Annotated in this window: 21 protein-coding genes; 1 reads left to right on the top strand and 20 read right to left on the bottom strand. The window is 64.4% G+C overall.

Going from position 1 to position 23,530, the window contains the following annotated elements; translation table 11 throughout:
- Nucleotides 1-5: 5 nt before the first annotated feature.
- Both NCR34_RS02425 and NCR34_RS02420 read right to left on the bottom strand, forming a co-directional pair.
- Nucleotides 6-3,128: a sensor domain-containing protein gene (locus NCR34_RS02425; protein ID WP_248321152.1), complete on the bottom strand. Its 3,123-nt coding sequence runs from the start codon at nucleotides 3,126-3,128 to the stop codon at nucleotides 6-8.
- Between the two features lie 187 nt (nucleotides 3,129-3,315).
- A complete protein-coding gene (locus tag NCR34_RS02420) occupies nucleotides 3,316-3,795 on the bottom strand; it encodes a nitrate reductase associated protein (protein ID WP_206467491.1) in 480 nt (159 codons plus the stop codon).
- A gap of 148 nt (nucleotides 3,796-3,943) precedes the next feature.
- Between NCR34_RS02420 and fdhD the strand changes: the two genes are divergently transcribed.
- Nucleotides 3,944-4,771, top strand: a complete 828-nt coding sequence (gene fdhD, locus NCR34_RS02415) for a formate dehydrogenase accessory sulfurtransferase FdhD (protein ID WP_248321150.1) — start codon at nucleotides 3,944-3,946, stop codon at nucleotides 4,769-4,771.
- 21 nt (nucleotides 4,772-4,792) lie between these two features.
- Here the strand turns inward: fdhD and NCR34_RS02410 are convergent, their stop codons facing one another.
- The 18 genes from NCR34_RS02410 to NCR34_RS02325 form a co-directional block, all read right to left on the bottom strand.
- Nucleotides 4,793-5,191: a lysozyme inhibitor LprI family protein gene (locus NCR34_RS02410; RefSeq protein ID WP_248321148.1), complete on the bottom strand. Its 399-nt coding sequence runs from the start codon at nucleotides 5,189-5,191 to the stop codon at nucleotides 4,793-4,795.
- Nucleotides 5,192-5,249: 58 nt separating this feature from the next.
- Nucleotides 5,250-6,014, bottom strand: a complete 765-nt coding sequence (locus tag NCR34_RS02405; RefSeq protein WP_248321146.1) for an enoyl-CoA hydratase — start codon at nucleotides 6,012-6,014, stop codon at nucleotides 5,250-5,252.
- Between the two features lie 55 nt (nucleotides 6,015-6,069).
- Complete coding sequence (locus tag NCR34_RS02400) at nucleotides 6,070-7,269, bottom strand: acetyl-CoA C-acyltransferase (protein WP_248321145.1); 1,200 nt, start codon at nucleotides 7,267-7,269, stop codon at nucleotides 6,070-6,072.
- Nucleotides 7,270-7,293: 24 nt separating this feature from the next.
- Nucleotides 7,294-9,723, bottom strand: coding sequence for a 3-hydroxyacyl-CoA dehydrogenase/enoyl-CoA hydratase family protein (locus NCR34_RS02395; protein WP_250499021.1), 2,430 nt, complete (start codon nucleotides 9,721-9,723; stop codon nucleotides 7,294-7,296).
- A 122-nt stretch (nucleotides 9,724-9,845) separates the two neighbouring features.
- Nucleotides 9,846-11,633, bottom strand: coding sequence for an acyl-CoA dehydrogenase C-terminal domain-containing protein (locus NCR34_RS02390; protein WP_248321141.1), 1,788 nt, complete (start codon nucleotides 11,631-11,633; stop codon nucleotides 9,846-9,848).
- Nucleotides 11,634-11,702: 69 nt separating this feature from the next.
- Nucleotides 11,703-12,398, bottom strand: coding sequence for a TetR/AcrR family transcriptional regulator (locus NCR34_RS02385; protein WP_206467484.1), 696 nt, complete (start codon nucleotides 12,396-12,398; stop codon nucleotides 11,703-11,705).
- 257 nt (nucleotides 12,399-12,655) lie between these two features.
- Entirely contained in the window at nucleotides 12,656-13,933 is a 1,278-nt protein-coding gene (locus tag NCR34_RS02380; protein WP_502800036.1) for a phospholipase D-like domain-containing protein, read from the bottom strand.
- Nucleotides 13,933-14,409 (bottom strand): dihydroneopterin triphosphate diphosphatase, encoded by a 477-nt coding sequence (gene nudB / locus NCR34_RS02375; protein ID WP_175940585.1) that lies wholly within the window; start codon nucleotides 14,407-14,409, stop codon nucleotides 13,933-13,935. The genes NCR34_RS02380 and nudB overlap by 1 nt, the downstream gene beginning before the upstream one ends.
- A 102-nt stretch (nucleotides 14,410-14,511) precedes the next feature.
- Nucleotides 14,512-16,314, bottom strand: a complete 1,803-nt coding sequence (gene aspS / locus NCR34_RS02370; protein WP_248321139.1) for an aspartate--tRNA ligase — start codon at nucleotides 16,312-16,314, stop codon at nucleotides 14,512-14,514.
- A gap of 88 nt (nucleotides 16,315-16,402) precedes the next feature.
- A complete protein-coding gene (locus NCR34_RS02365; RefSeq protein ID WP_175939420.1) occupies nucleotides 16,403-17,065 on the bottom strand; it encodes a DUF502 domain-containing protein in 663 nt (220 codons plus the stop codon).
- A 133-nt stretch (nucleotides 17,066-17,198) separates the two neighbouring features.
- Complete coding sequence (locus NCR34_RS02360; protein ID WP_250499019.1) at nucleotides 17,199-17,555, bottom strand: FmdB family zinc ribbon protein; 357 nt, start codon at nucleotides 17,553-17,555, stop codon at nucleotides 17,199-17,201.
- Nucleotides 17,556-17,689: 134 nt separating this feature from the next.
- Nucleotides 17,690-18,316: a methyltransferase domain-containing protein gene (locus NCR34_RS02355; RefSeq protein ID WP_250499018.1), complete on the bottom strand. Its 627-nt coding sequence runs from the start codon at nucleotides 18,314-18,316 to the stop codon at nucleotides 17,690-17,692.
- A gap of 61 nt (nucleotides 18,317-18,377) precedes the next feature.
- Nucleotides 18,378-19,952 carry a ubiquinone biosynthesis regulatory protein kinase UbiB gene (gene ubiB, locus NCR34_RS02350; RefSeq protein ID WP_250499017.1) on the bottom strand — a complete coding sequence of 525 codons (1,575 nt, stop codon included), beginning with the start codon at nucleotides 19,950-19,952 and terminating at the stop codon, nucleotides 18,378-18,380.
- Between the two features lie 22 nt (nucleotides 19,953-19,974).
- Nucleotides 19,975-20,667 (bottom strand): ubiquinone biosynthesis accessory factor UbiJ, encoded by a 693-nt coding sequence (locus NCR34_RS02345; protein WP_248321132.1) that lies wholly within the window; start codon nucleotides 20,665-20,667, stop codon nucleotides 19,975-19,977.
- Between the two features lie 155 nt (nucleotides 20,668-20,822).
- The gene (locus NCR34_RS02340) at nucleotides 20,823-21,812 is read right to left on the bottom strand and encodes a Tim44 domain-containing protein (protein ID WP_248321130.1); all 990 of its coding nucleotides are present in this window, start codon (nucleotides 21,810-21,812) and stop codon (nucleotides 20,823-20,825) included.
- Nucleotides 21,813-21,837: 25 nt separating this feature from the next.
- Nucleotides 21,838-22,569 (bottom strand): bifunctional demethylmenaquinone methyltransferase/2-methoxy-6-polyprenyl-1,4-benzoquinol methylase UbiE, encoded by a 732-nt coding sequence (ubiE, locus tag NCR34_RS02335; RefSeq protein ID WP_250499016.1) that lies wholly within the window; start codon nucleotides 22,567-22,569, stop codon nucleotides 21,838-21,840.
- A gap of 82 nt (nucleotides 22,570-22,651) precedes the next feature.
- Nucleotides 22,652-23,062 (bottom strand): gamma-butyrobetaine hydroxylase family protein, encoded by a 411-nt coding sequence (locus NCR34_RS02330; protein WP_175939401.1) that lies wholly within the window; start codon nucleotides 23,060-23,062, stop codon nucleotides 22,652-22,654.
- A gap of 20 nt (nucleotides 23,063-23,082) precedes the next feature.
- Nucleotides 23,083-23,517, bottom strand: coding sequence for an HIT family protein (locus tag NCR34_RS02325; RefSeq protein ID WP_250499015.1), 435 nt, complete (start codon nucleotides 23,515-23,517; stop codon nucleotides 23,083-23,085).
- Between the last annotated feature and the right edge of the window lie 13 nt (nucleotides 23,518-23,530).

Raw genomic sequence — 23,530 nt, 5'->3', positions numbered from 1 at the left:
CGCGCTCAGTTCGCCAGCACGCCGTGCCGCAGCAAGCCGGGAATGGCTTCCTGCGGCATCGGGCGTGAGAACAGAAAGCCCTGCATCTCGTCGCAATCACGCTCGCGCAGGAATTCGTGCTGCGCGGGCGTCTCGACGCCTTCCGCGATCACCTGAAGTTCCAGCGAATGCGCGAGCGCAATGATCGCGGAGGTGATCGTTTCGTCGTCGCCCGACGAGCCGATATCCGCGACGAAAGACCGGTCGATTTTCAGCCGATGCACCGGAAACCGCTTGAGATACGACAGGCTCGAATAGCCGGTGCCGAAGTCGTCGATCGCAATGCCGATGCCGAGCGCCGATAGCTCGGAGAGCATCATCACGGCGTCTTCGGCGTTGCGCATGATCGCGCTTTCGGTCAGTTCGAGCTCCAGATAATGCGGCGCGAGCCCGGTTTCCGCGAGCACGGACGTGACGAGCGTCGCGATATCGCGCTGCTGGAAATGTCGCGCGGACAGATTCACCGACACGCGCGCGGGCGGCAGCCCCGCGTCCTGCCACGCCTTGTTCTGACGGCACGCCTCGCGCAACACCCATTCCGAGAGCGGCCCGATCAGCCCGCACTCTTCCGCCACCGGAATGAACGCGGCCGGCGACACGAGCCCTTGCTCCGGATCGCGCCAGCGCACCAGCGCCTCGATACCGACGATCGCGCCCGTCGCCATATCGACTTGCGGCTGATAATGCAGCAGGAATTCGCCGTCGCGCAGCCCGCGCCGCAGTCGCCGCTCCATATCGAGCCGCGCGCCGACGCTCGCGTTCATCTCCGGCTGATAGAACTGATACGTGTTGCGGCCCATGTCCTTCGCGCGATACATCGCGAGATCGGCTTTCTTCAGCACGGTTTCGGCGTCGTCGCCGTCCTGTGGGAAGACGCTCGCGCCCATGCTGCAACCGACGTAAAGCTCGGTTTCGTCGAGCCAGATGGGCTCGGAGATCGTCGCGCGCGTGCGCTCCATCCACGCGGTAAGCGCGGCTTCGTCGGCCAGATCCGGCAGCACGATCACGAACTCGTCGCCGCCATGACGCGCCACCGTATCGCCGGAACGCGCCGAGCGCGCGAGCCGCTCGCCGATCACCGCGAGCAGCCTGTCACCGACGCTATGTCCCAGGCTGTCGTTCACGTTCTTGAAGCCGTCGAGGTCCATGAACACGACCGCGATCTGCGAGTTGCGCCGCCGCGCCTCATCGATCGCACGTTGCAGGCGGTCGCGCAGCAGGTTGCGGTTGGGCAGGCGCGTGAGCGTGTCGTAATTCGCCTGATATTCGAGCTGCTCCTGATAGTTCATCAGGTCGGTCACGTCGTTGATGATGCCGATGTGATGCGTCGTGTGCCCTTGCGCGTTGGGCACGGGCGCGACGAACAACTGATTCCAGAAAAGCCCGCCGTCCTTGCGATAGTTGCGCAGCACGACGCTCGCTTCCGCGTTGACGGCGAGCGCGCGGCGAATTGAGGTGAGCCCTTCCTGCTCGCCGTCCGGGCCATGCAGAAAGCTGCAATCGCGGCCGATGACTTCGCTCGGGTCGTAGCCCGTGATGCGCTTGAACGCGGGATTCGCATACTCGATCACATGCGCGCCGTTCACGACGCCGGTGATCAGAATGGCGTTCACGCTCGCATCCAGCGCGCGGCTTTGCAGACGCAGCGCGAGTTCGGCGCGCTTGCGGTCGGTCACGTCGTGATAGGAGCCGAGCACGCCGATGGTCTCGCCTTCGCCGTCCATCAGCGGCAGCTTGCTGATGACGACCGTATGCAGCGTGTCGCCGACGAGCACGTCGTGCTCGTGGTGCATCTTCGGCACGGTGGTCAGAACCACCTCCTGATCGTCGGCGCGGATCATGTCGGCCGCGGCGCTCCACGGCAGTTCGTAATCCGTCTTGCCGACGATCTGCTCGTTGTACGCGAGCCCCGCGTCGCGGGCGAACGCGTTGTTACAGCCGAGATAGCGCAGATCGCGGTCCTTCCAGAACACGCGCTGCGGAATGTTGTCGATGATCGTTTCGAGCATCTCGTTCGAGCGGCGCGCCTCGGCTTCAGCGTTGATGCGGTCGGTCACGTCGTTCGCCAGCATGAAGAGGCCCGGCCGGTTCGAATACGTGAGCGCGTGATGCGAGACGTCCGCGCTGATGGTCGCGCCATCGCGATGCCGGTAACGCCACACGCCACCCGAACGCTGGCCGTGCGTCGCGCGCTCTCCCGCTTCGCCCGTCTCGCCTTCGCTGCGCGCGAGCCGCGCGGCGAAACGGTCGAAGTCGTCGGCGACGTGCAGATCCCGCAGCGTCATCTCCATGAACTCGGCTTCCGAGTAGCCGAAATGCTCGCGCGCCGCCGGGTTCACGGCGACGAAGCGCATGGTCTCGCGATCGACGATCCACATCGGCACCGGATGCGCCTCGAACATGCTGCGAAAGCGCTCGTTGCTGCGATGCTTCGCCCGCGCGAGCCCGATCTTCTCGCGCGCCGAACGCTCGTGAGTCACGAAAAGCGTGATGAGCGCGCCGCTGCCGAGCAGCATCGTGAACGCGAGCAGCAGCATGGCGCCGCCCGATGCCTGCGCGGAGCGGTCGAGCGCCGCCGTGGTCGCGGTGTCGATGCGGTCTCGCAGCGCCGCGAGCGCATCGTCGAGCGCCTGCTGGTCTTCGGAGAGCAGCACGAACGCGGTGTCGGCCCAGGCGCGCGATTCATCGGCGCTTGCGCGGCGCGTGCGCTCGTCGGCCAGATTCGCGTCGGAGCGCATGGCGGCCGCGCGCGCGGCGAGCGCATCGAACGCGTCGCCTGCGCCGGGTTGCATCGCAAACTGCGCGCGCAGCCCGCTTTCCAGCGCGTCGAGATGCTTCTCGCGCGCTTCGTGCTGCGCGGCCGGCTCGGCGATGCCCGTCGCCTCGAAGCGGCTCAGTTGCGTGAGCGCCTCGCCGAGCGCCCCGCGATACGCGGCGAGGTCGCGCAGCAGACTCATCGAGCGGAGCGTGCTCGCGTTGGTCGCGCGCAGATCGACGATTCGCTGACACGCGACGAATGCGTTCGCGCCGAGCGCGGCCAGCACGACGGCGACGTTCACGAGGAAACGCCCGGAGAGGAAACGAGTCATGAGCGGCAAGCGGTTCCTTTGCTGCGGTGGCCGCGCCGCGAGCGTCATGCCCGGCGCGCGCCCACGCAAAAGCGCGGCGCGAACCGGCAGGCTCGCACCGCGATTGATGGATAACGCGGATAACGGCAGCTTTCGCGCGGGCTTGAGGGCTGCCCGCGAAAATCAGCCGCTCATGATGCGCATACGCTCATTCGGCGAGACCGAATTCGCGCATGGCGGGCAGGAAGTCGTGATTAAGTTTGTCGGTATTGCGCGAGAGCTTGGCGAGCGCGTAACGCTGAAAGCGGTCGAGCGCGGCCCAGCGCGAGAGGCTCGGCGCGCTCAGGCCCGCGAGGCTGCTCTGGCGGATGACGGCTTCGGGCACGGCGTCGGCATGCGCCCAGACCGGATCGGCGTCGCGCTCGATTTTTTCCGGCGCGGCATTCGCGTGCGTCTTCAGCATTTCTTCGAGCGCGAGGTCGAAGTTCTTCTCCAGTTCGATATCGTCTTCGACCGGAAAGCGCGCGAGCAGCACGCGATCGTCATACGGAAGCATCTGCCACTGATCGAGCGTGATGCGCATGCCGAAGCGGTCGAGATTGAAGCGTACCGAGAGCGGAATGAAGCGCAGATTGTCCGAGGATTCGACCTCGAACCCGAAGAGACGAGCGGTATCGTAAAGTCCCATGGCGTAGCCTCATTGGAGTGAGGGGCGGGCGCCGGCGCCCATCGCCCGCTTAAGTTATTGTAGGGCTTGGTACTGGGCTGAAACCGTGCAAGCAGCAGGTTTGATTAGCAATGCTCATACCCGGACCACGCAGTGTAGGGAGAACAAGGTGGACCCACTGGAAACTGAGGAACAGCCGGGCTATGTCGAACGGCGCGTGCGAAGACATCGCGGCGGACAAAGCGCCGTCGCAAACGATAACGTCGGTCAGGAATGGCCCGTCGCGCTCGTCTATAACGGCATCTCGCACGCGGTGATGATGTGCACGCCGCGCGATCTCGAAGCGTTCGCCGTGGGCTTTTCGCTGACCGAAGGCATTGTCGAGCGTGGCAGCGATATTCACGACATCGAAGTCTATTACCGCGACGACGGTCACGCGCTGCCGCATGCCGAAGTGCATCTGCAAGTCGTGCAGCAGGCATTCGCGTCGCTGAAGGACAAGCGTCGCGCGCTCGCGGGGCGCACGGGCTGCGGCGTGTGCGGCATCGAGAGCATCGACTTGCTCGATCTTCAGCCGGAGCGCGTGCCGGATACCGGCTTTCTGGCGCGCGTCGCGTCGGATGCCATCGAGCGGGCGGCTCGCGAGCTCCCGGCGCATCAGCGCTTGACGAAGCTCACCGGCGGCCTGCATGCCGCCGCCTGGTGCGATGAAACCGGCGCGGTGCGGTATGCGTTCGAAGATGTCGGCCGTCATAACGCGCTGGACAAGCTCATCGGAGAACTCGTGCTCCGGCGCGAGAACACGACGCAGGGCTTCGTGTTTCTGTCGAGTCGCGCGAGCTATGAACTCGTGCGCAAGTCGGCGCGCGTCGGCGTGCCGATGGTCGCGACCATCTCCGCGCCGACGTCGCTCGCTATTGCCATCGCGAAGCAGGCGGGGTTGCGGCTCGTGAGTTTTGCGCGGGAGGCGGGGTTCGTGGAGTATGAGGTGGAGTAGAAGGTGGAGCGAAGGCGGCGCTCACTGACCGCCGCACGACACGTCGCCTTCCTTGCAGTGCAACTGCGCGGCGAGATGCGCGGTTTGCGCTTGCGTCAGCGTTTCGACGCACATCGCGGTTTGCATCGAATTGATGCTGCCGCCGCGCGTGCCCATGGTGTCGAACGCGCATTGCGCGTCGCGCCATGCGAGCCACGCGCGCTGCGCCTTGCGCAATTGCTCCGCGCCTTCTTTGCTCACCTTCGACAGCAGCGTGCGGTAGGTGTCGTTGAGCCTTTGGTCCGCGGCTTTCAATTCGCGGACCACGCACTCGTCCATCGCCATTTGCGTGCTCGCGTTGTCCATGCACGCCGACGAGTCCGCCCACGCGGGCACGGTCGCGCAGACAAGCGTTGCGAGAAGGAGCGGTACGAGTCGCATGGAACGTGTCTCCGCTTGAACGGCATCGGCTGCGGGCCGCTTCGTCAGCGGCACGGCATCACTGAAACCGGCTGAAATCCGCCTTCCGCTTCTCCAAAAACGCGGCAAACGCCTCCCGCGCCTCCGGCCCTGCAAGCATCCGCGAAAAATGCGCCGCCTCTTCTTCCATGCGCGCGGCCACTTCGTTGCGTTGCTCGCCCTTCATCAGCGCCTTCGCCGTTTTGAGCGATGACGCCGGCAGCGCCGCCAACCGTCTCGCTCGCTCGAACGCATACGCATCGAGTTCGGCGGCATCCATCGCGCCGTTGACGAAGCCCATGCTGATCGCTTCGTTCACGTCGAACGCCTCGCCCAGCAGCAGCTTTTCCGCCGCGCGCTGATACCCCGCGATGCGTGGCAGCAGCAAACTCGACGCCGCCTCCGGACACAGCCCGAGTTGCACGAACGGCAGCGAGAACTTCGCGTTCTTCGCGGCGTAGACGATATCGCAATGCAAAAGCATCGTCGTGCCGATGCCGACCGCCACGCCCGCCACCGCCGCGACGATAGGCTTCGGCATGCCGCTCAGGCGTCGCAGGAACTGGAACACGGGCGCGTCGAGATTCTTCGGCGGATCGTTCAGGAAGTCCTCGAGATCGTTGCCCGCGCTGAACGCGCCGCCGTTACCACGCAGCAGCACCGCGCGTACCGTCGGGTCGTTCTCCGCTTCGTACAGGCCGTCGGCCATTTCCTGATACATGGCCGCCGTGATGGCGTTCTTCTTCTCGGCGCGATTCAAAACGATGCTCAGCACGCCTTGCGCTCGTTCGATGACGATATCCATGCGGCGTCTCCTCCTGTTGTTGGCCCGCGAGCGAAGCCGCCCGCGGGCCGCCCGATTACATCCGCTCGAAAATGCCCGCCGCGCCCATGCCGGTGCCGACGCACATCGTCACCATGCCGTACTTCAGATTGCGGCGGCGCAGGCCGTGGATCACCGTCGCGGAACGGATCGCGCCCGTCGCGCCGAGCGGATGCCCGAGCGCGATCGCGCCGCCGAGCGGGTTCAGCTTCGACGTGTCGAGGCCGAGGTCGTTGATCACCGCGAGCGATTGCGCCGCGAACGCTTCGTTCAGTTCGATCCAGTCGAGGTCGTCCTGCGTCAGACCCGCGTTCCTGAGCGCGGCCGGAATCGCTTCCTTCGGCCCGATGCCCATGATTTCCGGCGGCACGCCCCGCACTGCGAAGCTCACGAAGCGCGCAAGCGGCGTCAGATCGAACTGCTTCAGGATCTTCTCGGAGACCACGATCAGCGCGCCCGCGCCGTCCGACGTCTGCGAGCTGTTGCCCGCCGTCACCGATCCCTTGTTGGCGAACACCGGGCGCAGTTTCGCGAGCGTGTCGAGCGACGTGTCCGCGCGCGGGCCTTCGTCGAACGCGATCTCGCGCGCATTCACGCGCACTTCGCCCGATGCGAGATCCGGGAAGCGTTCGTCGAGCGTGTAGGCGGCGATCTCATCGGCGAATTCGCCCGACTGCTGCGCCGCCAGCGCCTTGCGATGCGACTCCACCGCGAACGCGTCCTGCGCCTCGCGGCTCACCTTCCAGCGTTCCGCGACGCGCTCGGCGGTCAGGCCCATGCCGTACGCAATGCCGATGTCCTCGCTGCGCTCGAAGATATGCGGCGACAGCGACGGCTTGTTGCCCATCATCGGCACCATGCTCATCGACTCGCAACCGCCTGCGAGAATCGCATCGGCCTCGCCGACGCGAATGCGGTCCGCCGCCATCGCGAGCGCGGTGAGACCCGACGCGCAGAAGCGGTTCACCGTGACGCCGCCGACCGTCTGCGGCAGTCCGGCGAGCAGCGCGCCCATGCGCGCGACGTTCAGGCCCTGCTCGGCTTCGGGTATCGCGCAGCCGACGATGGCGTCTTCGATCACGCCGGTATCCAGCCCCGGCACCTGCGCGACCGCAGATTTGATCGCGTGGACGAGCAGCTCGTCCGGGCGCGTGTTCTTGAACACGCCGCGCGGCGCCTTGCCGATCGGCGTGCGGCTCGCGGCAACGATATATGCTTCCTGCAATTGTTTGCTCATAACCAGCTCCGATAGTCCGCGCGCTCAGTTGCGAACCGGCTTGCCGGTCTGCAACATGCCCATGATCCGTTCCTGCGTCTTTTGCGTGCCGAGCAGTTCGATGAACGCGCGGCGCTCCAGTCCAAGCAGCCATTCCTCGTCGACGAGACTGCCGCCGTCCACGTCGCCGCCGCACACCACTTCCGCGATACGGCTCGCAATCAGGAAGTCGTGATCGCTGATGAAGCGGCCGTCGCGCATGTTGACGAGCGACGCCTTGATGGTCGACAGCACCGAGCGGCCCGCGACCGGAATCTGCTTTGCGCGCAGCGGCGCGCGGTAGCCGGAATCCGCAAGCGCGCGCGCTTCCTTCTTCGCGATGTCGAGCAACTCGTGCACGTTGAAGACGATCGTGTCCGACGGCTTCAGATAGCCCATCGCGCGTGCTTCGAGCGCGGAGCCGGAGACCTTCGCCATCGCCGCGTCTTCGAACGGCTTCTGCAGGAACTTGAGCAGATCGCTCGTTGCGTTGACGGCGCTCGCGGCTTCGGCCGCGCGCAACGCGGCTTCCTTCAGCCCGCCGCCCGCCGGCACGAGACCCACGCCCACTTCCACCAGTCCGATATAGCTTTCGATATGCGCGACGCGCTTCGCCGAATGCAGCATCAGTTCGCAGCCGCCGCCGAGCGCAATGCCCGACACGGCGCAGACCACCGGCACGTTCGCGTACTTCACGCGCATCATGCTGTCCTGAAACTTCTTGACGAATGGCTCGATGCCTTTCGCGCCGCCCATCATGAACGCGGGCATCGCTTCTTCAAGGTTCGCGCCCGCCGAGAACGGACCGCCCGGCGCGCCGAGCGTGAGCGAAGTCGGTTGCCAGATCACCACGCCGCGATACTCCTTCTCCGCGAGTTCGATGGCTTGCGTGAGGCCGTCGAGCACGCCCGGACCGATGGTGTTCATCTTCGTCTTGAACGAGACGATGACCACGTCGCCGTCGTCGCGATCGAGCCAGGCGCGCACGCTGTCGGTTTCGAAGAGCGTCTTGCCATACGTCTTCGGATCGGCGCCGCTTTCACCGACGAGCGGCGCGCGGAACACTTGCTTCTGGTAGACCGGAAGCGTCGAGCGCGCGACGAAACGGCGAGCCTGCGGCGACCACGAGCCTTCGTTCGTGTGCACGCCGCCCTTCTCGGCGACCGGGCCGTCGAGCACCCAGGCGGGCAGCGGCGCTTTAGAGAGCGCCTTGCCCGCGTCGATGTCTTCCTGCACCCATTGCGCGACTTGCTGCCAGCCCGCCGCCTGCCAGCTTTCGAACGGGCCCTGGTTCCAGCCGAAGCCCCAGCGGATTGCGAGATCGACATCGCGCGCGTTATCCGCGATCGATTCCAGATGCACCGCGATGTAATGGAACACGTCGCGGAAAATGGCCCAGAGGAACTGCGCCTGCTTGTTGTCGGTTTCGCGCAGCAGCTTGAGGCGCTCGGCGGGCGGGCGCTTCAGAATGCGGCCGACGAGTTCGTCCGCCTTCGCGCCCGCTTCGACGTATTGCGCCGTCTGCGGGTCGAGCACCTTGATCGCCTTGCCTTCCTTGCGATAAAAGCCCGCGCCTGTCTTCTGCCCGAGCGCGCCGTTCTTCACCAGTTCGGCGAGCACGGGCGGCGTGGCGTAGACCGGGAAGAACGGATCGTCCGGCAAGTTGTCCTGCATCGTCTTGATGACGTGCGCCATCGTGTCGAGGCCGACGACATCCGCCGTGCGGAACGTCGCGGACTTCGCGCGGCCGAGGCGCGCGCCGGTCAGGTCGTCCACTTCGTCGAAACGCAGGCCGAACTTCTGGCTCTCGGCGATCACGGCGAGAATCGAGAACACGCCCACGCGATTCGCGATGAAGTTCGGCGTGTCCTTCGCGCGCACGACGCCCTTGCCGATGGCGCTCGTCAGGAACGTTTCGAGCTGGTCGAGAATCTCGGGCTTGGTCGATTCGGTCGGAATCAGTTCGACCAGATGCATGTAGCGCGGCGGATTGAAGAAGTGCACGCCGCAGAAACGCGCCTTGAGTTCATCGGAGAAGCCGTGCGAGAGCTCGGTGATCGACAAGCCCGACGTATTGCTCGCGAAGATGGCGTGCGGCGCGATGTGCGGCGAGACCTTCTTGTAGAGGTCGTGCTTCCAGTCCATGCGCTCGGCGATCGCTTCGATCACGAGATCGCACTCTGCAAGGCGCGCGATGTCGTCTTCGTAGTTCGCGGGCTCGATGTACTGCGCGTCGTCCTTCATGCCGAGCGGCGCGGGCGAGAGCTTCTTTAGATTCTCGATGGCCTTGAGCGCGATGCCGTTCTTCGGACCTTCCTTCGCGGGAAGATCGAAAAGCAGCACGGGCACGCGCGCGTTGATGAGATGCGCGGCGATCTGCGCGCCCATCACGCCTGCGCCGAGCACAGCGACTTTGCGGATGTTCAGGGTGCTCACGGGAAAGCCTCCGTATGGGGTTTGCTTTTTTGCCCGCGGCGCAGTCGAAGTCGATTGCGCCACGAGCCGTTTGATTGGGATGTCGCGGTTCGAAGAGTCGAACCGTTGCGTTGCGCTTGTGTTTAAAACAAGGCTTCGTCGTAGTCCATCATCGGCTTCGCGCCCGCGCGCGCGGCGCGGATGGTCGAAGCCGTTTCGGGCAGGAGCTTCGCGAAGTAGAAGCGCGCGGTGGCGAGCTTGGCCTTGTAGAACGCATCGCCTGATGCGGCGTTGTCGAGCGCGACGCGCGCCATGCGCGCCCAGAAGTACGAGAACACCAGATGGCCCACCGTGCGCAGATACGGCACGGCTGCGGCGCCGACTTCGTCCGGGTTCTGCATCGCCTTCATGCCGATTTCCATCGTGAGCTTCTGCACCTTCTCGCCGATATCCGCGAGCGGGTTGATGAACTCCTGCATCTCCGGCTTCACGCCTTCCTCTTCGACGAAATCCGTCACGAGCTTGCCGAAACGCTTCAGCTTCGCGCCCATGTCGCCGAGAATCTTGCGGCCGAGCAGGTCGAGCGCCTGAATGGAGTTCGTGCCCTCGTAGATCATGTTGATGCGCGCGTCGCGCACGTACTGCTCCATGCCCCACTCGGAGATGAAGCCGTGGCCGCCGTAAATCTGCATGGCGAGGTTCGTGCCTTCGAACGCGTTGTCGGTCAGGAACGCCTTGATGACCGGCGTGAGCAGCGCGACGAAATCGGCGGCTTCGCGGCGCGCGGCTTCGTCTTCGTGCGAGAGTTCCTTGTCGATGTTGAGCGCGGCCCAGTACGCGAACGCGCGGCCCGCTTCGGCATACGCCTTCTGCGTGAGCAGCATGCGGCGCACATCCGGATGGACGATGATCGGATCAGCCGGCTTCTCGGGCGCCTTCGGGCCGGTGAGCGAGCGCATTTGCAGGCGCTCTTTCGCGTAGACGAGCGAGTTCTGATACGCGACTTCCGTCAGTCCCAAGCCCTGCATGCCGACGCCCAGACGCGCCGCGTTCATCATCACGAACATGGCGTTCAAGCCCTTGTTCGCTTCGCCGACGAGCCAGCCCTTCGCGCCGTCGAGATTCATCACGCAGGTCGCGTTGCCGTGAATGCCCATCTTGTGCTCGATCGAGCCGCACTTGATGCCGTTGCGTTCGCCCGGCGCGCCGCTCGCGTCCGGGATGAACTTCGGCACGATGAACAGCGAAATGCCTTTCGTGCCGGACGGCGCGCCGGGCAGCCGCGCGAGCACCAGATGGACGATGTTCTCGGCCATGTCGTGTTCGCCGCTCGAAATGAAGATCTTCGTGCCGGTCAGCGCGTAAGAACCGTCGGAATTCGGCTCGGCCTTCGTGCGCAGGATGCCGAGGTCGGTGCCGCAATGCGGTTCGGTCAGGCACATGGTGCCGGTCCACTCGCCCGAGACGAGTTTCGAGAGATACGTCGCTTTCTGCTCCGGCGTGCCGTGCGCGTGCAGGCATTCGTACGCGCCGTGCGAAAGGCCCGGATACATGGTCCACGCCTGATTCGCCGAGTTGAGCATTTCGTAAAGCGCGTTGTTGACGAACGCGGGCAGCCCCTGGCCGCCATATTCGGGATCGCAGCCGAGCGCGGGCCAGCCCGCCTCGACGTACTGACGATACGCCTCCTTGAAGCCCGAAGGCGTCGTGACGACGCCGTCGCCCTCGTAGGTGCAACCTTCGCGGTCGCCGCTCTGGTTCAGCGGAAACACGACTTCGGAGCAGAACTTGCCGGCTTCTTCGAGCACCTGGTTGATGGTGTCCGCGTCCAGGTCGGCATGCTTCGGCATGCGCTTTAGTTCGGCTTCCACGTTCAGCAGTTCGTGCAGCACGAACTGCATGTCGCGTAAGGGGGCGGCGTACTGTCCCATGAGTCTCTCCAGTTTCTAGAACCTTGCGTCGTGCGCCGCCGAACCCTTGGGACGATTCGATCGGCGCCGCTAACGGCTGTCCGTTTGATGCGAAGTTAGATTCGTCGCCGCGCTCGTAGCTGCGTGGGCGGCCGGCTCGCTGGTTTCGCGGCCGCCGCCATCGGCAGACGAGTGCGACGTCTGATATGAAACGATCGTCTTCTCCAGCGCGTCCCGCGTCAGTTGCACCGCTTCCGGCAGATGCAGGAAACGCGCGTCGTGATGCAGGCCGAGCGTGAAGCTGTACAACTCGAAGAGCATCAGCTTCGGGTCCGTCTCCGGCTTCAGATGCCCTTCTTCCTTCGACTGGCGAATGGCCCGCAACAGCGCCTCGCGCCACGTCGTCACACTGTGGACGAGCTGCTCGCGCACCGCGCTCGCCGCGCGATCGTCGTATTCCACCGCGCCGCTGATATAGATGCAGCCGGTGGTGACTTCCTCGATGCGCTTTTCCATCCAGCGGCTCATCATCGCGCGCAGTCGCGGCAAGCCGCGCGGTTCGCGCAAGCTCGGGAAAAACACTTCGTCTTCGAACCGGCGGTGGTACTCGCGCACCACTTCCACCTGCAGATCCTCGCGCGACCCGAAGTGCGCGAACACTCCGCTCTTGCTCATCTGCATCCGCTCGGCCAAAAGACCGATGGTGAGTCCTTCCAGTCCGTCCCTGCTCGCCAGATCCAACGCTGCGTCGAGAATCGCGGCCCGCGTCTGTTCGCCTTTTCGCATGATCCCACCGTCCTCTCGTGACCCCATTGAAAACGAACGGCCGTTCTATTATTGTGGCCGCTCGCTGCTGAAACAAGCAAAATTTTAGAAAGCGGTTTCTAACTGCCGCAGCAATCAATAGGATAAGTCCTATTTTTGCCCGCCCTATTGTCCTTTTTTGTGTGCGGACTGCCTCTAAGTGACTGCCCGACTTCCCATTTGCTGGGAGCATATTGCCGTTTGGCAGCTACATCGTCGGATCAGCAGTAATTGGGCCGTCAATCGTACTGACCGATGGTGATGAGTTTCATCGTCATGCGGTAGGTGTTGTACGCGAGCCAGCTTAGGATTCGCTCGCCCACCGGGCGCGACGCGTAGTGTTTTTCGTCGATGCGGCTGCCTTCGTCGAACGCCTCGAGAATGGCGTCGTGCAAGCCCGCGATCTCCGCGTGGTTCACGAGCACCATGTTGGCTTCGTTGTTCAGCACGAGCGAGAGCGCGTCGAGATTAGACGAGCCGATGGTCGCCCAGTCGGCGTCCACGACCGCGACCTTGCCGTGCAGGATCGTCTTCTCGTACTCGGCAATGCGCACGCCATTCTTCAGCAGATTGCCGTAGAGGAACGGCGTGGCGTAGTCGAGCGCGACGAACTCCTTGCGCCCGATGACGAGCGACACGCGCACGCCGCGCCGCGCCGCGAGCACGAGCGCGCGCCGCAGCTTGCGGCCCGGCATGAAATACGGATTGGCGAGCAGGACTTCGCGCTCCGCGTGGGCGATGGCGCGCAGATACGCCTTTTCGATGGCCCGGCGATTCAGCAGATTGTCGCGCGCCACGAATGCGACGCACGGTTGATCGACCGCATGAATTTCGCCGAGCTGCGCGCGGCGCCGGGCGCGCATCGCGCGTCGGGAAGTCCGGCGGTTATGGTCTGGCTGCGGCTCGCAGGACGACGAACGCGGCTCGCGCGGCTTGACGCCGAGGCGGATGCGCTCCCATTGAAGGTCGAACGCATCGCGCACGTCCTTGACCACCGGCCCTTGCGCCTCCATCGCGAAGTCCCAGCGCGGTTCCGGCAAGCGCGTGCCGTTCTGGTCGTAGTCGTCGACGACATTGATGCCGCCGCAAAACGCGTACGTGTTGTCGACCAGCGCGAGCTTGCGGTGCGTGCGCGAAAAGCCGAGCGGCCCGAACAGCAGATGCGGATTGTAGATTCGATGCTCGACGCCGCCCGCCTTCCACTGCTCGAACATCGGCAGATTGCCGTCGGTGCCGATGCCGTCCGTGATCACGCGCACCGCGACGCCGCGCGCCGCGGCCCGCAAGAGCGCGTCGGAGACCGTGCGGCCGGCGTCGTCGTTCGCGAAGATGTAGGTCTCGAGCGAGACCGTGTTCTGCGCGCCGTCGATCCGCTCGATCAGCGCGGGAAAGAACTGCGCGCCGCTTTTGAAAATGCGGACCTGGTTGCCCGCGGTGAAGCAGAAACGCGGCGGACGTCGCCCGGAGAAGAGCGCCTGGCGCAGTCGCTTGAAGCTGCGCCTTGGCCGCACACCGATCATCGGCTATGCGCCGCGAGGCGCTCGGGCAGTTGAAGAATGGCTTCGCGGTTGGACCACGAGAAGCAGCGGTCGGCGGCTTCACGCAAGGGCAGCCACAGATGCGACGTGTGTTCGCGCGGCGCGAGCGTCACTTCCAGGCAATGCGGCACGCACAGACTGAACTGATGTTCGGTATTGCGCGTGATGCCTTCGGCGTAACGGTGCCGCCATTGCGGATAGATGTCGTACTGAATGCTGTGATGCCAGTTGAGCAGCGCATTCTGCGGCACGAGCGGACTGCCGACGATGATGCCCGTTTCCTCCTGCACTTCGCGCGCGGCGGTTTCTTCGAGCGGCTCGTCGATGCGGTCTTTGGAGCCCGTCACCGATTGCCAGAAGCCCGGATGATCCGCCCGCTCGATGATAAGCACATCGAGGTCGGGCGTGTGAATCACGACCAGCACGGATTCGGGGATTTTCGGTGGCTTTTGCATAACGATGTGGACGTGCGCGTTGTCTCGTATCCGGCAACGACTGTAGCGCAAAAAACGAAAAAGGCGCACTCGGCGCCTTTTTCGTCACAACATTAACAATGCTTATTGCGTCTTTTGTTCGGGTTGCCGCAGACGGATGTGCAACTCGCGCAACTGGCGCTCGTCGACTTCGCTCGGCGCTTGCGTGAGCAGGTCCTGCGCGCGCTGCGTCTTCGGGAACGCGATCACGTCGCGGATCGAGTCGGCGCCGGACATCAGCGTCACGATGCGGTCCAGACCGAACGCGATACCGCCGTGCGGCGGCGCGCCGTATTGCAGCGCGTCGAGCAGGAAGCCGAACTTCAGGCGCGCTTCTTCCGCGCTGATCTTCAGCGCGCGGAACACCTTGCTCTGCACGTCTTCCTGGAAGATACGCACCGAACCGCCGCCGATTTCCCAGCCGTTCAGCACCATGTCGTACGCCTTCGCGAGGCAGCGGCCCGGATCGGTTTCGAGGTATTCGAGGTGCTCGTCCTTCGGGCTCGTGAACGGGTGGTGCGCGGCCACGTAGCGGTTTTCTTCCTCGTCGTATTCGAACATCGGGAAGTCGATCACCCACAGCGGCTTCCAGCCGGATTCGAGCAGGCCGTTCGCCTTGCCGAATTCGGAATGGCCGATTTTCAGGCGCAGCGCGCCGAGGCTGTCGTTCACGACCTTCGTGCGATCCGCCGCAAAGAAAATGATGTCGCCGTCTTCCGCGCCCGTGCGCTCCATGATGGCGGCGAGCGCCGCGTCATGCAGATTCTTGACGATCGGGCTTTGCAGACCGTCGCGGCCCTTGGTCTTGTCGTTGACCTTGATCCACGCGAGGCCCTTCGCGCCGTAAATACGCACGAATTCCGTGTAACCGTCGATATCGCCGCGCGACAGCTCGCCGCCCTTCGGCACGCGCAACGCAGCGACGCGGCCGTCCTTCGAATTGGCCGGCATGCTGAACACCTTGAAGTCGACGTCCCTGACCGCGTCGGTCAGATCGGCGAATTCGAGCTTCACGCGCAGGTCGGGCTTGTCCGAGCCGAAACGGCGCATCGCTTCCGAATACAGCATGACCGGAAATTTCTCCGGCAGCGCGACGTCCATCGTCTCCTTGAAGACGTGGCGGATCATGTTTTCGAACAGATCGCGGATTTCCTGCTCGTTCAAGAACGACGTTTCGCAGTCGATCTGCGTGAATTCCGGCTGACGGTCCGCGCGCAGGTCTTCGTCGCGGAAGCACTTGGTGATCTGGTAGTAACGGTCGAAGTTCGCGACCATCAGCAATTGCTTGAACAATTGCGGCGATTGCGGCAGCGCGAAGAACTGTCCGGCGTTCACGCGCGACGGCACGAGATAGTCGCGCGCGCCTTCGGGCGTGCTCTTGGTCAGCATCGGCGTTTCGATGTCGATGAAGCCTTGCGCGTCCAGATATTTGCGCACTTCGATCGCCACGCGATAGCGCAGGCGCAGGTTCTTTTGCATCTGCGGACGGCGCAGATCCAGCACGCGATGCGTGAGGCGCGTGGTCTCGGACAGGTTGTCGTCGTCGAGCTGGAACGGCGGCGTCACCGACGCGTTCAGCACGTTCAGTTCATGACACAGCACTTCGATCTTGCCGCTCGTCAGATTGGCGTTGACCGTGCCTTCCGGACGGTTGCGCACGACGCCCTTCACCTGCACGCAGAACTCGTTGCGCACGCCTTCGGCCACCTTGAACATCTCGGCGCGATCCGGATCGCAGACGACCTGGACGAGCCCTTCGCGATCGCGCAAGTCGATGAAGATAACGCCCCCGTGGTCGCGGCGGCGATGCACCCAGCCGCACAGCGAGACGGTTTGGCCCAGCAGGGCTTCGGTCACCAGACCGCAGTATTCAGATCGCATCGACATGATGTTGTGTCTTTCGTTGTTCGTTGATGAACGGCTCGCGTGCGGATCGTGCTCTTCGTCGGCTCGATTCGCGGCACGCGCGCCGGCATTACATCGGCGGCTCGGTGGGGCGGCGGGCGGGCGCGACCGACAGCGGCGCGCTCGGCGCGGGGGCGACCACGCCCATCGAGACGATGTACTTCAGTGCGGCGTCGACGGTCATATCCAGTTCGACGACCTCGCTTTTCGGCATCATCAGGAAGAAGCCGGACGTGGGGTTCGGCGTGGTCGGCACGTAGACGCTCACGTGATCTTCCTTCAGATGATTCAACACGTCGCCGCCGGGAATGCCGGTCAGAAACCCGATGGTGTACGAGCCCTTGCGCGGATATTCGACCAGCAGCGCCTTGCGAAATGCATTGCCGCTCGACGAAAGCAGCGTGTCCGAAACCTGTTTCACGCTCGTGTAGAGCGGGCCGACGACCGGAATGTGGCGAAGAATGGCGTCCCACCAGCCGACGAGTTTCTGCCCGACGAAGTTCTGAGTAAAGAGGCCGACGACGAAGATGAATGCGAGCGTGAGCAGCGCGCCCAGTCCCGGCAGATGGAACCCGAAGACACGCTCCGGCTGCCACGCGGCCGGCAAAAGGAGCAGCGTCTGATCCATGGTTCCGATCACGAGGCCGAGCACCCACAGCGTGATGGCGAGCGGCACCAGCACCAGCAGGCCGGTGAGGAACACGGTTTTCAGCGTCGTCTTTTTCGTGGTCACGTTGTTGTCGCTAGGGTGACGGGCGTCGGGTTGGCCGCGATCCGCGGGCGCTCAGGGCGCGCGCTCTGACAGGCGGTACGGGACGGATTGCGCAGCCGGCGCGAAGCTCGCGCCGTGCGTGACGTGTGCGCTTTCAGGCTGCGCCCGAAGGCGTCGCGGGCGCTGCGGGCGTCGAAGCGCTTGCAGCGGGCGCTGCGCTAGCAGGCGGCGATGCATCGGACGTTGACGCACTGCCCGATTTCGCGCTATCGCCGGAATTCGAATTGCCCGCGTTGTCGCCCGACTTCGGCGCAGCAGAACCGTTGCCGCCGCCGCGGAAATCGGTGACATACCAGCCGGAGCCCTTCAACTGGAACCCTGCCGCCGTCACTTGCTTGGAAAACGCGTCCTTTCCGCAGGCGGGACATTGCGTGAGCGGTGCGTCGCTCAACTTCTGAAGCACGTCTTTTTCGTGGCCGCAGGATGCGCAGCGGTATGCGTAAATCGGCATGGCACTCTTCCTACAATGATCTGTCGACGCTTGCAAAGCCTTGAATTATAGCCGCAAACCCGCTTCGGCCCGCCATTTTCGGCCGGCCCCGCGCCGTGCGGCTTCCTCGCCAGATGGCGGCGAAGACGAATAATTCAAGCGCGCCGCCACGTCAGCCAGCGTTCGCGGCCGGCAAAGACCGGTATGGAGCCGCTGACTTCGTGATCGTCGACCAATTCGAAGTGGGGAGTGAGAAGCGCGTCGAGTTCGTTGCGCTCGATGCCGAACGGCGGTCCTTTCGGCGTCGCGCCGATGAAAAAGAAGCCCGCGAGTAGCGCGCCGGGGCGCGCGAGCGCCGCCATGCGCTTTGCGTAATCGATCCAGCGGTGTTTCGGCAGCGCGCACAGAAAGGCGCGCTCGTAGATCCAGTCGGGCGCGAACGGCGGCTGATACGCGAAGAAATCGGCCTCTTCGACGACGCCCGCGTGCGCGCCCAATTGAGCGCGCGCCGCCGCGACCGCGCTCGGCGAAAAATCGATCGCGCGCACGGTCATGCCCCGCTCGGCCAGATACGCCGCCTCGTAAGCGTTGCCGCAGCCGGGAATCAGCACGCACGAGGCTTCGGGCGCGGACAAGGCGGACACGAACGCGCGGAACGCATCGGGCACGCCTGCCTGATCCCACGGCATGAAGCGTCGATCGAACCGTTCGTCCCAGAAACCGGGCGAATTCGGGTCGCGGTTTTCGAAGGACGGAACGTCGGCATTGCCGGAATTGCTCATCGAATCTCCATCTCCTCGCGCCGGCTGCAAGAGGCGCGGGCTCTGCGCCGGCTCGCCGTGATCAAGGGTGGCCCATCCAGAATTGCGCGATGACCACGCCCGCGCCCGCAATGACGCCGAGCCCGACGACGAGCAGCGTCGTCAGCAGCCGGTTCGTGCGCTTTTGCTCAAGGAGCAGTTGGCGCATGGTTTCGTCATTGTTGCCGCGCGGCGCGTCGTGCCGCTCCGCCAGCAAGTGATGAATTAGCCGCGGCAATTGCGGAATGGTCTTGCTCCACTGCGGCGCTTCCATTTGCAGACGCTCGTACCAGCCGCGCCAGCCGATCTGCTCGTTCATCCAGCGTTCGAGGTACGGCTTCGCGGTCTTCCACAAATCGAGCTCCGGATCGAGCGAGCGGCCGAGCCCTTCCACGTTCAGCATCGTCTTTTGCAGCAGCACGAGTTGCGGCTGAATCTCGACGTTGAAGCGGCGCGAGGTCGAAAAGAGCCGCATCAGCACCTGTCCGAGCGAAATGTCCTTCAGCGCGCGGTCGAAATACGGCTCGCAGACGGCGCGAATCGCGCTCTCCAGTTCCTCCACGCGCGTGCTCGGCGGCACCCAGCCGGATTCGAGATGCAGCGTCGCCACGCGGTGGTAGTCGCGCTTGAAGAACGCGAGGAAGTTCTGCGCGAGATAGTTCTTATCGAAGTCCGAAAGCGCCCCGACGATCCCGAAGTCGAGCGCGATGTAGCGGCCGAAGGTCGCCGGATCGAGGCTCACCTGGATGTTGCCGGGGTGCATGTCCGCGTGAAAAAAGCCGTCGCGAAACACCTGCGTGAAGAAAATTTCGACGCCTTCGCGCGCGAGCTTCGGAATATCGACGCCGGCCGCGCGCAGCGTTTCGACTTGCGAGATCGGCACGCCGACCATGCGCTCCATCACCAGCACCGTGGGCGCGGACAGATCCCAGTACATCTCCGGCACGAGCAGCAGATCGAGGCCCTGGAAATTGCGGCGCAACTGGCTGCCGTTGGCGGCCTCGCGCATGAGGTCGAGTTCGTCGTGCAGATATTTGTCGAATTCAGCGACGACTTCGCGCGGCTTCAGCCGCCTGCCGTCCGGCCAGAGACGCTCGGCCCAGATGGCGATATCGCGCAGGAGCGCGAGGTCCGAATCGATCACGGGCAACATGCCCGGCCGCAACACCTTCACGGCGACGGGTTTGCCCGCGTGCTCGCCATGCCGGATCTTCGCGAAATGCACCTGCGCGATCGACGCGCTCGCCACCGGCACGCGCTCGAAGTCGTCGAAGAGTGCGTCGATCGGCGCGCCGAGCGCTTTCTCGATGATCGAAACCGCGACGTTCGAATCGAACGGCGGCACGCGATCCTGCAACTTCGCGAGTTCGTTGGCGATATCGACCGGCAACAGATCGCGCCGCGTCGACAACACTTGACCAAATTTGACGAAGATCGGTCCGAGGCTTTCCAGCGCCAGGCGCAACCGGATGCCGCGCTCGACATCGAAGCGGCGGCCGAACGTCGTCACGCGCATGAGGTAGCGCACGCGGCGGTCGTTGATGCCGCTCATGACCAGTTCGTCCAGGCCGAAGCGGACAATCGTGAAGAAAATCTTGAGGAAACGCAGAAAACGCATGGTCGGAGTTCGCTTCAGCTCGTTATTTGCGCGAGTCGCGCCCGGACTCACCGCCGGTCCGCGCTGAAGCGCCGCGAGCCGACTCTCGTTGTTCGATCCGCTCGATGCGCTTTTCGACGCGCGCGAGCGCATCGCGCGCCTGCGACAACTCGGCGTTGAACGCGTCGAGCGCGCTCTTGCGCACGAGTTGCGGACGCTCGTCCAGCAAGTACTCGGCCACGGAGTCGAGAAGATTGCGGCCGGTGCGCTGCGCCTGCGCCTGCATCGTCCGCGCGATCATGCCGATGCGATGCGCGGGTGCATCGCCGATCACGCGCGACAGGTCTTCCTCCGGATCCCAGCGCAGATGCTCGGCGAGCTTCGCGAGCGTCTGCGCGAACTCCGCATCGCCTTCTATACGCACATGCTTCATCACCGCCGCCTGACCGCCTTGCAGGAACGCGGGAAGCGCATCGAACGGCACGGCGATGCTGACATCGAAATGGCCGGCTTGCGTCTCGCTCGTTGCGACGAAAAGCCCGTCCGCCTGCGCGACGAGCGCCACGACGAACGGCGCGCACGAAAGCCGTACGGACTTGCCGGCGTACGGCTGAAGGCGCTCGCGCGCCCACGGCTCACGGGCGAGAAGATGATTCACGACAGCCGCGAACGCACCGGACGCGGTCTTGACGGCAGGATCTACAACGGAGCGGGAAGGTTCGTGTGCGTTCGTCATCGGCTCTGAGATGAAAAAACCCGCGCAAGCGGTCGCTCGCGCGGGTTCTATTCTACGGTCTAGGCAAACTCCGCGAACGCGGAAGCCGCTTCTCGACGCGCGCCCCGCTGCCGACGTGCGGCGCCATGCCGCCGCGCCGGCGTGCGGGGACGCGCTCAACTGACCTGCTGAATGCCGGCCAGCAGCCAGCCTTCGTTGCCGGATTTCTGCTTCGACAGGTTCCAGATCTCGACGAACGGCTCGGCCGCCGCCCCTTCCGATTCGCGGATCAGGCCGTGGAAGCGCACGCTCGCGAGATACTCGGACCCGCGATCTTCCACGCCGAGCACGTCGGCGTTGAGCTGGACCACGTCCGTGCGATTCGGCGCGCCGCCGCGTGCATCGATGTCAAGTTTCACTTCGGCGAACATCTCCGGCGTGGTGAATTCGCGGATGTCATTGACGTTGCCGCGGTCCCACGCGTCCTGAAGGCGCACGAAGTAGACCTTCGCGTTACGCACGAACGCTTCGGTGTCGAAGCCGGCCGGAACGTTGACCGGCGCGGCCTGCGTCGCGGGCGAATCGATATAGTCCGCGCCGAAGCCCGCGGGCTGCGACATGCGCGGCGGCTCCTGATTCAGGCCGGTGCGCGCCGACGCGCCATACGGCGACGCGCCCGCGCCTGCATACGCCGGCGTCGACGTGCCCTGCCGCTTGCGCATGAAGAAGCGGAACAGCATGACGGCCGCGAGCACGATCAGCGCGATCATGATCATGTTGGCCATCGCGCCGGCGAACGCGCCGCCGAGCCCGAAGTGCGACAGCAGCGCCGCGATGCCCAGACCAGCGGCGAGACCGGCGATCGGCCCGAGCCAGCGGTTACGCGCCGGTTGAGCGGCGGGCGGCGCGGCGGGCGCGGGTTGCGCGCGCTGCGGCTGCATCGACTGGCTCGGCTGCATGGACTGCGACGGCGGCGTCGCCTGATGCTGCTGCGTGGCCGTGGCCGACTGGCGGCCCATGCTGCGGCCACCGCCCATGCGGCGCGCCTCGGCGTCGTCCGCGAAGATTGCGCCAGCCGTGATAACGCCAGCGAGCGCCAAGATACCGGCCTTTCTGAACATGGAGTTCAGAAAACCCCGGGATTGGGGTGTGCGCGAATCGGACATATCGAATCCTCAAGAGAGTGGAACATCAAAATTTTGTCCCGACGTGTAACGCTACCACGCCACCTGACAAATTGTAATATTCGACTCGATCCAGTCCTGCTTGTTCCATCATCGTCTTCAATGTTTCCTGGTCCGGGTGCATGCGGATGGACTCGGCCAGATACCGATAGCTGTCCGCGTCCTTTGCCACCTTCTCGCCGAGCCAGGGCAGAATCTTGAAGCTGTAAATGTCGTACGGCTTTTTGAGCGGTTCCCACACTTTCGAAAATTCGAGCACGAGCAGACGGCCGCCCGGCTTGAGCACGCGGTACATCTCGGCCAGCGCGCGCTCCTTGTGCGTCATGTTGCGCAGGCCGAAGGCCACCGTCACCACGTCGAAGTAGTTGTCGGGAAACGGAATCTTTTCCGCGTCGCACAGGAGCGTCGGCGTGATGACGCCTTTGTCCAGCAGACGATCGCGGCCCACGCGCAGCATCGATTCGTTGATGTCCGTGTGCCAGACTTCGCCCGTCGCGCCGGCCTGCTTCGCGAACGCCATCGCGAGGTCGCCGGTGCCGCCCGCGATGTCCAGCACCTTGTAGCCCGAGCGCACCTTCGCCTGCCCGATCGTGAAGTGCTTCCAGATGCGATGCAGCCCGCCGGACATCAGGTCGTTCATCAGGTCGTAATTGCTCGCGACGGAGTGAAACACGCCCGCCACCTTGCTCGCCTTCTCCTGCTCGTCGACCGTTTCGTATCCGAAGTGGGTCTTGCTCATTGCGCTCTTTCCTCGCATGTTGTTCGTATCTGCCTGCGCAATCGTCGCGCCGGCCCGCGGCGTTATGCCGCGCATAGTTCGTTCAGTGACAGTGGCCGCCGGCGGGCTTCGCGGCCATCGGCGCATCGCGGTCGATGCCGGCTGCCTGTAGCTTCGTCAGATAGTCGCGCCAGCGTTCGTCCTGTTTCGTCGCGAGATCGTAAAGGATGTCCCACGAATAAATGCCGGTATTGTGCCCGTCCGAAAAATTCAACTGCAGCGCGTAATGTCCGACCGGCTCGATGCCCGTAATGGCGACCTCGCGCTTGCCCGTCTGCAGCGTTTCCTGCCCCGGCCCGTGGCCTTGCACTTCGGCGGACGGCGAATAGACGCGCAACAGTTCGAACGGCACGCGATACGACTCCTTCTCGCCGTATTGCAACTCCAGCACGCGGGATTTCGAATGCAGAACGACGCCGGTGGGAATCGGCGTCGTCGATGTCAGTCCGCTCATGGTGAGCCTTATCTCTTAAGTTAGTGTTGGCCGAACGCCTGATTCAGCTCGCGGCGAACGGCTTCGCGCAGAAGCGTCGCCTGCGCGCGGCGCTTGGCGAGCTGCGCCTCGGACACCGTGCGCTGGCGCGGCGCCCAGACGGGCAGCGGAAAACGGGAATCGTTGGAAAAACGTGGAATGACGTGCCAATGCAGATGCGGCACCTGATTGCCGAGGCTCGCCAGATTGATTTTCTCGGGCACGAGCACGCGACGCATCGCGCGTTCGACGCCGTTGACGGCGGTCATCACGCGCGCGCGCTCGGCATCGGCCAAGTCCGACATTTCGGCGACATGCGCGCCCCAGATCACGCGACAAAAGCCGGGCCAATCCGGCTCGTCGGCGAGGACGACGCGCAACGCGTCGTCCGACCACAGCACTTCGCCGCCGTCTTCGCGGCAAAACACACAGTCCATCTCAAACCTCTAG

This window comes from Caballeronia sp. GAWG1-5s-s, assembly GCF_023631445.1.
Classification (GTDB): Bacteria; Pseudomonadota; Gammaproteobacteria; order Burkholderiales; family Burkholderiaceae; genus Caballeronia.
Note: the sequence above shows the minus strand (reverse complement) of the source record. Positions and strands in the feature narration are given on the sequence as shown.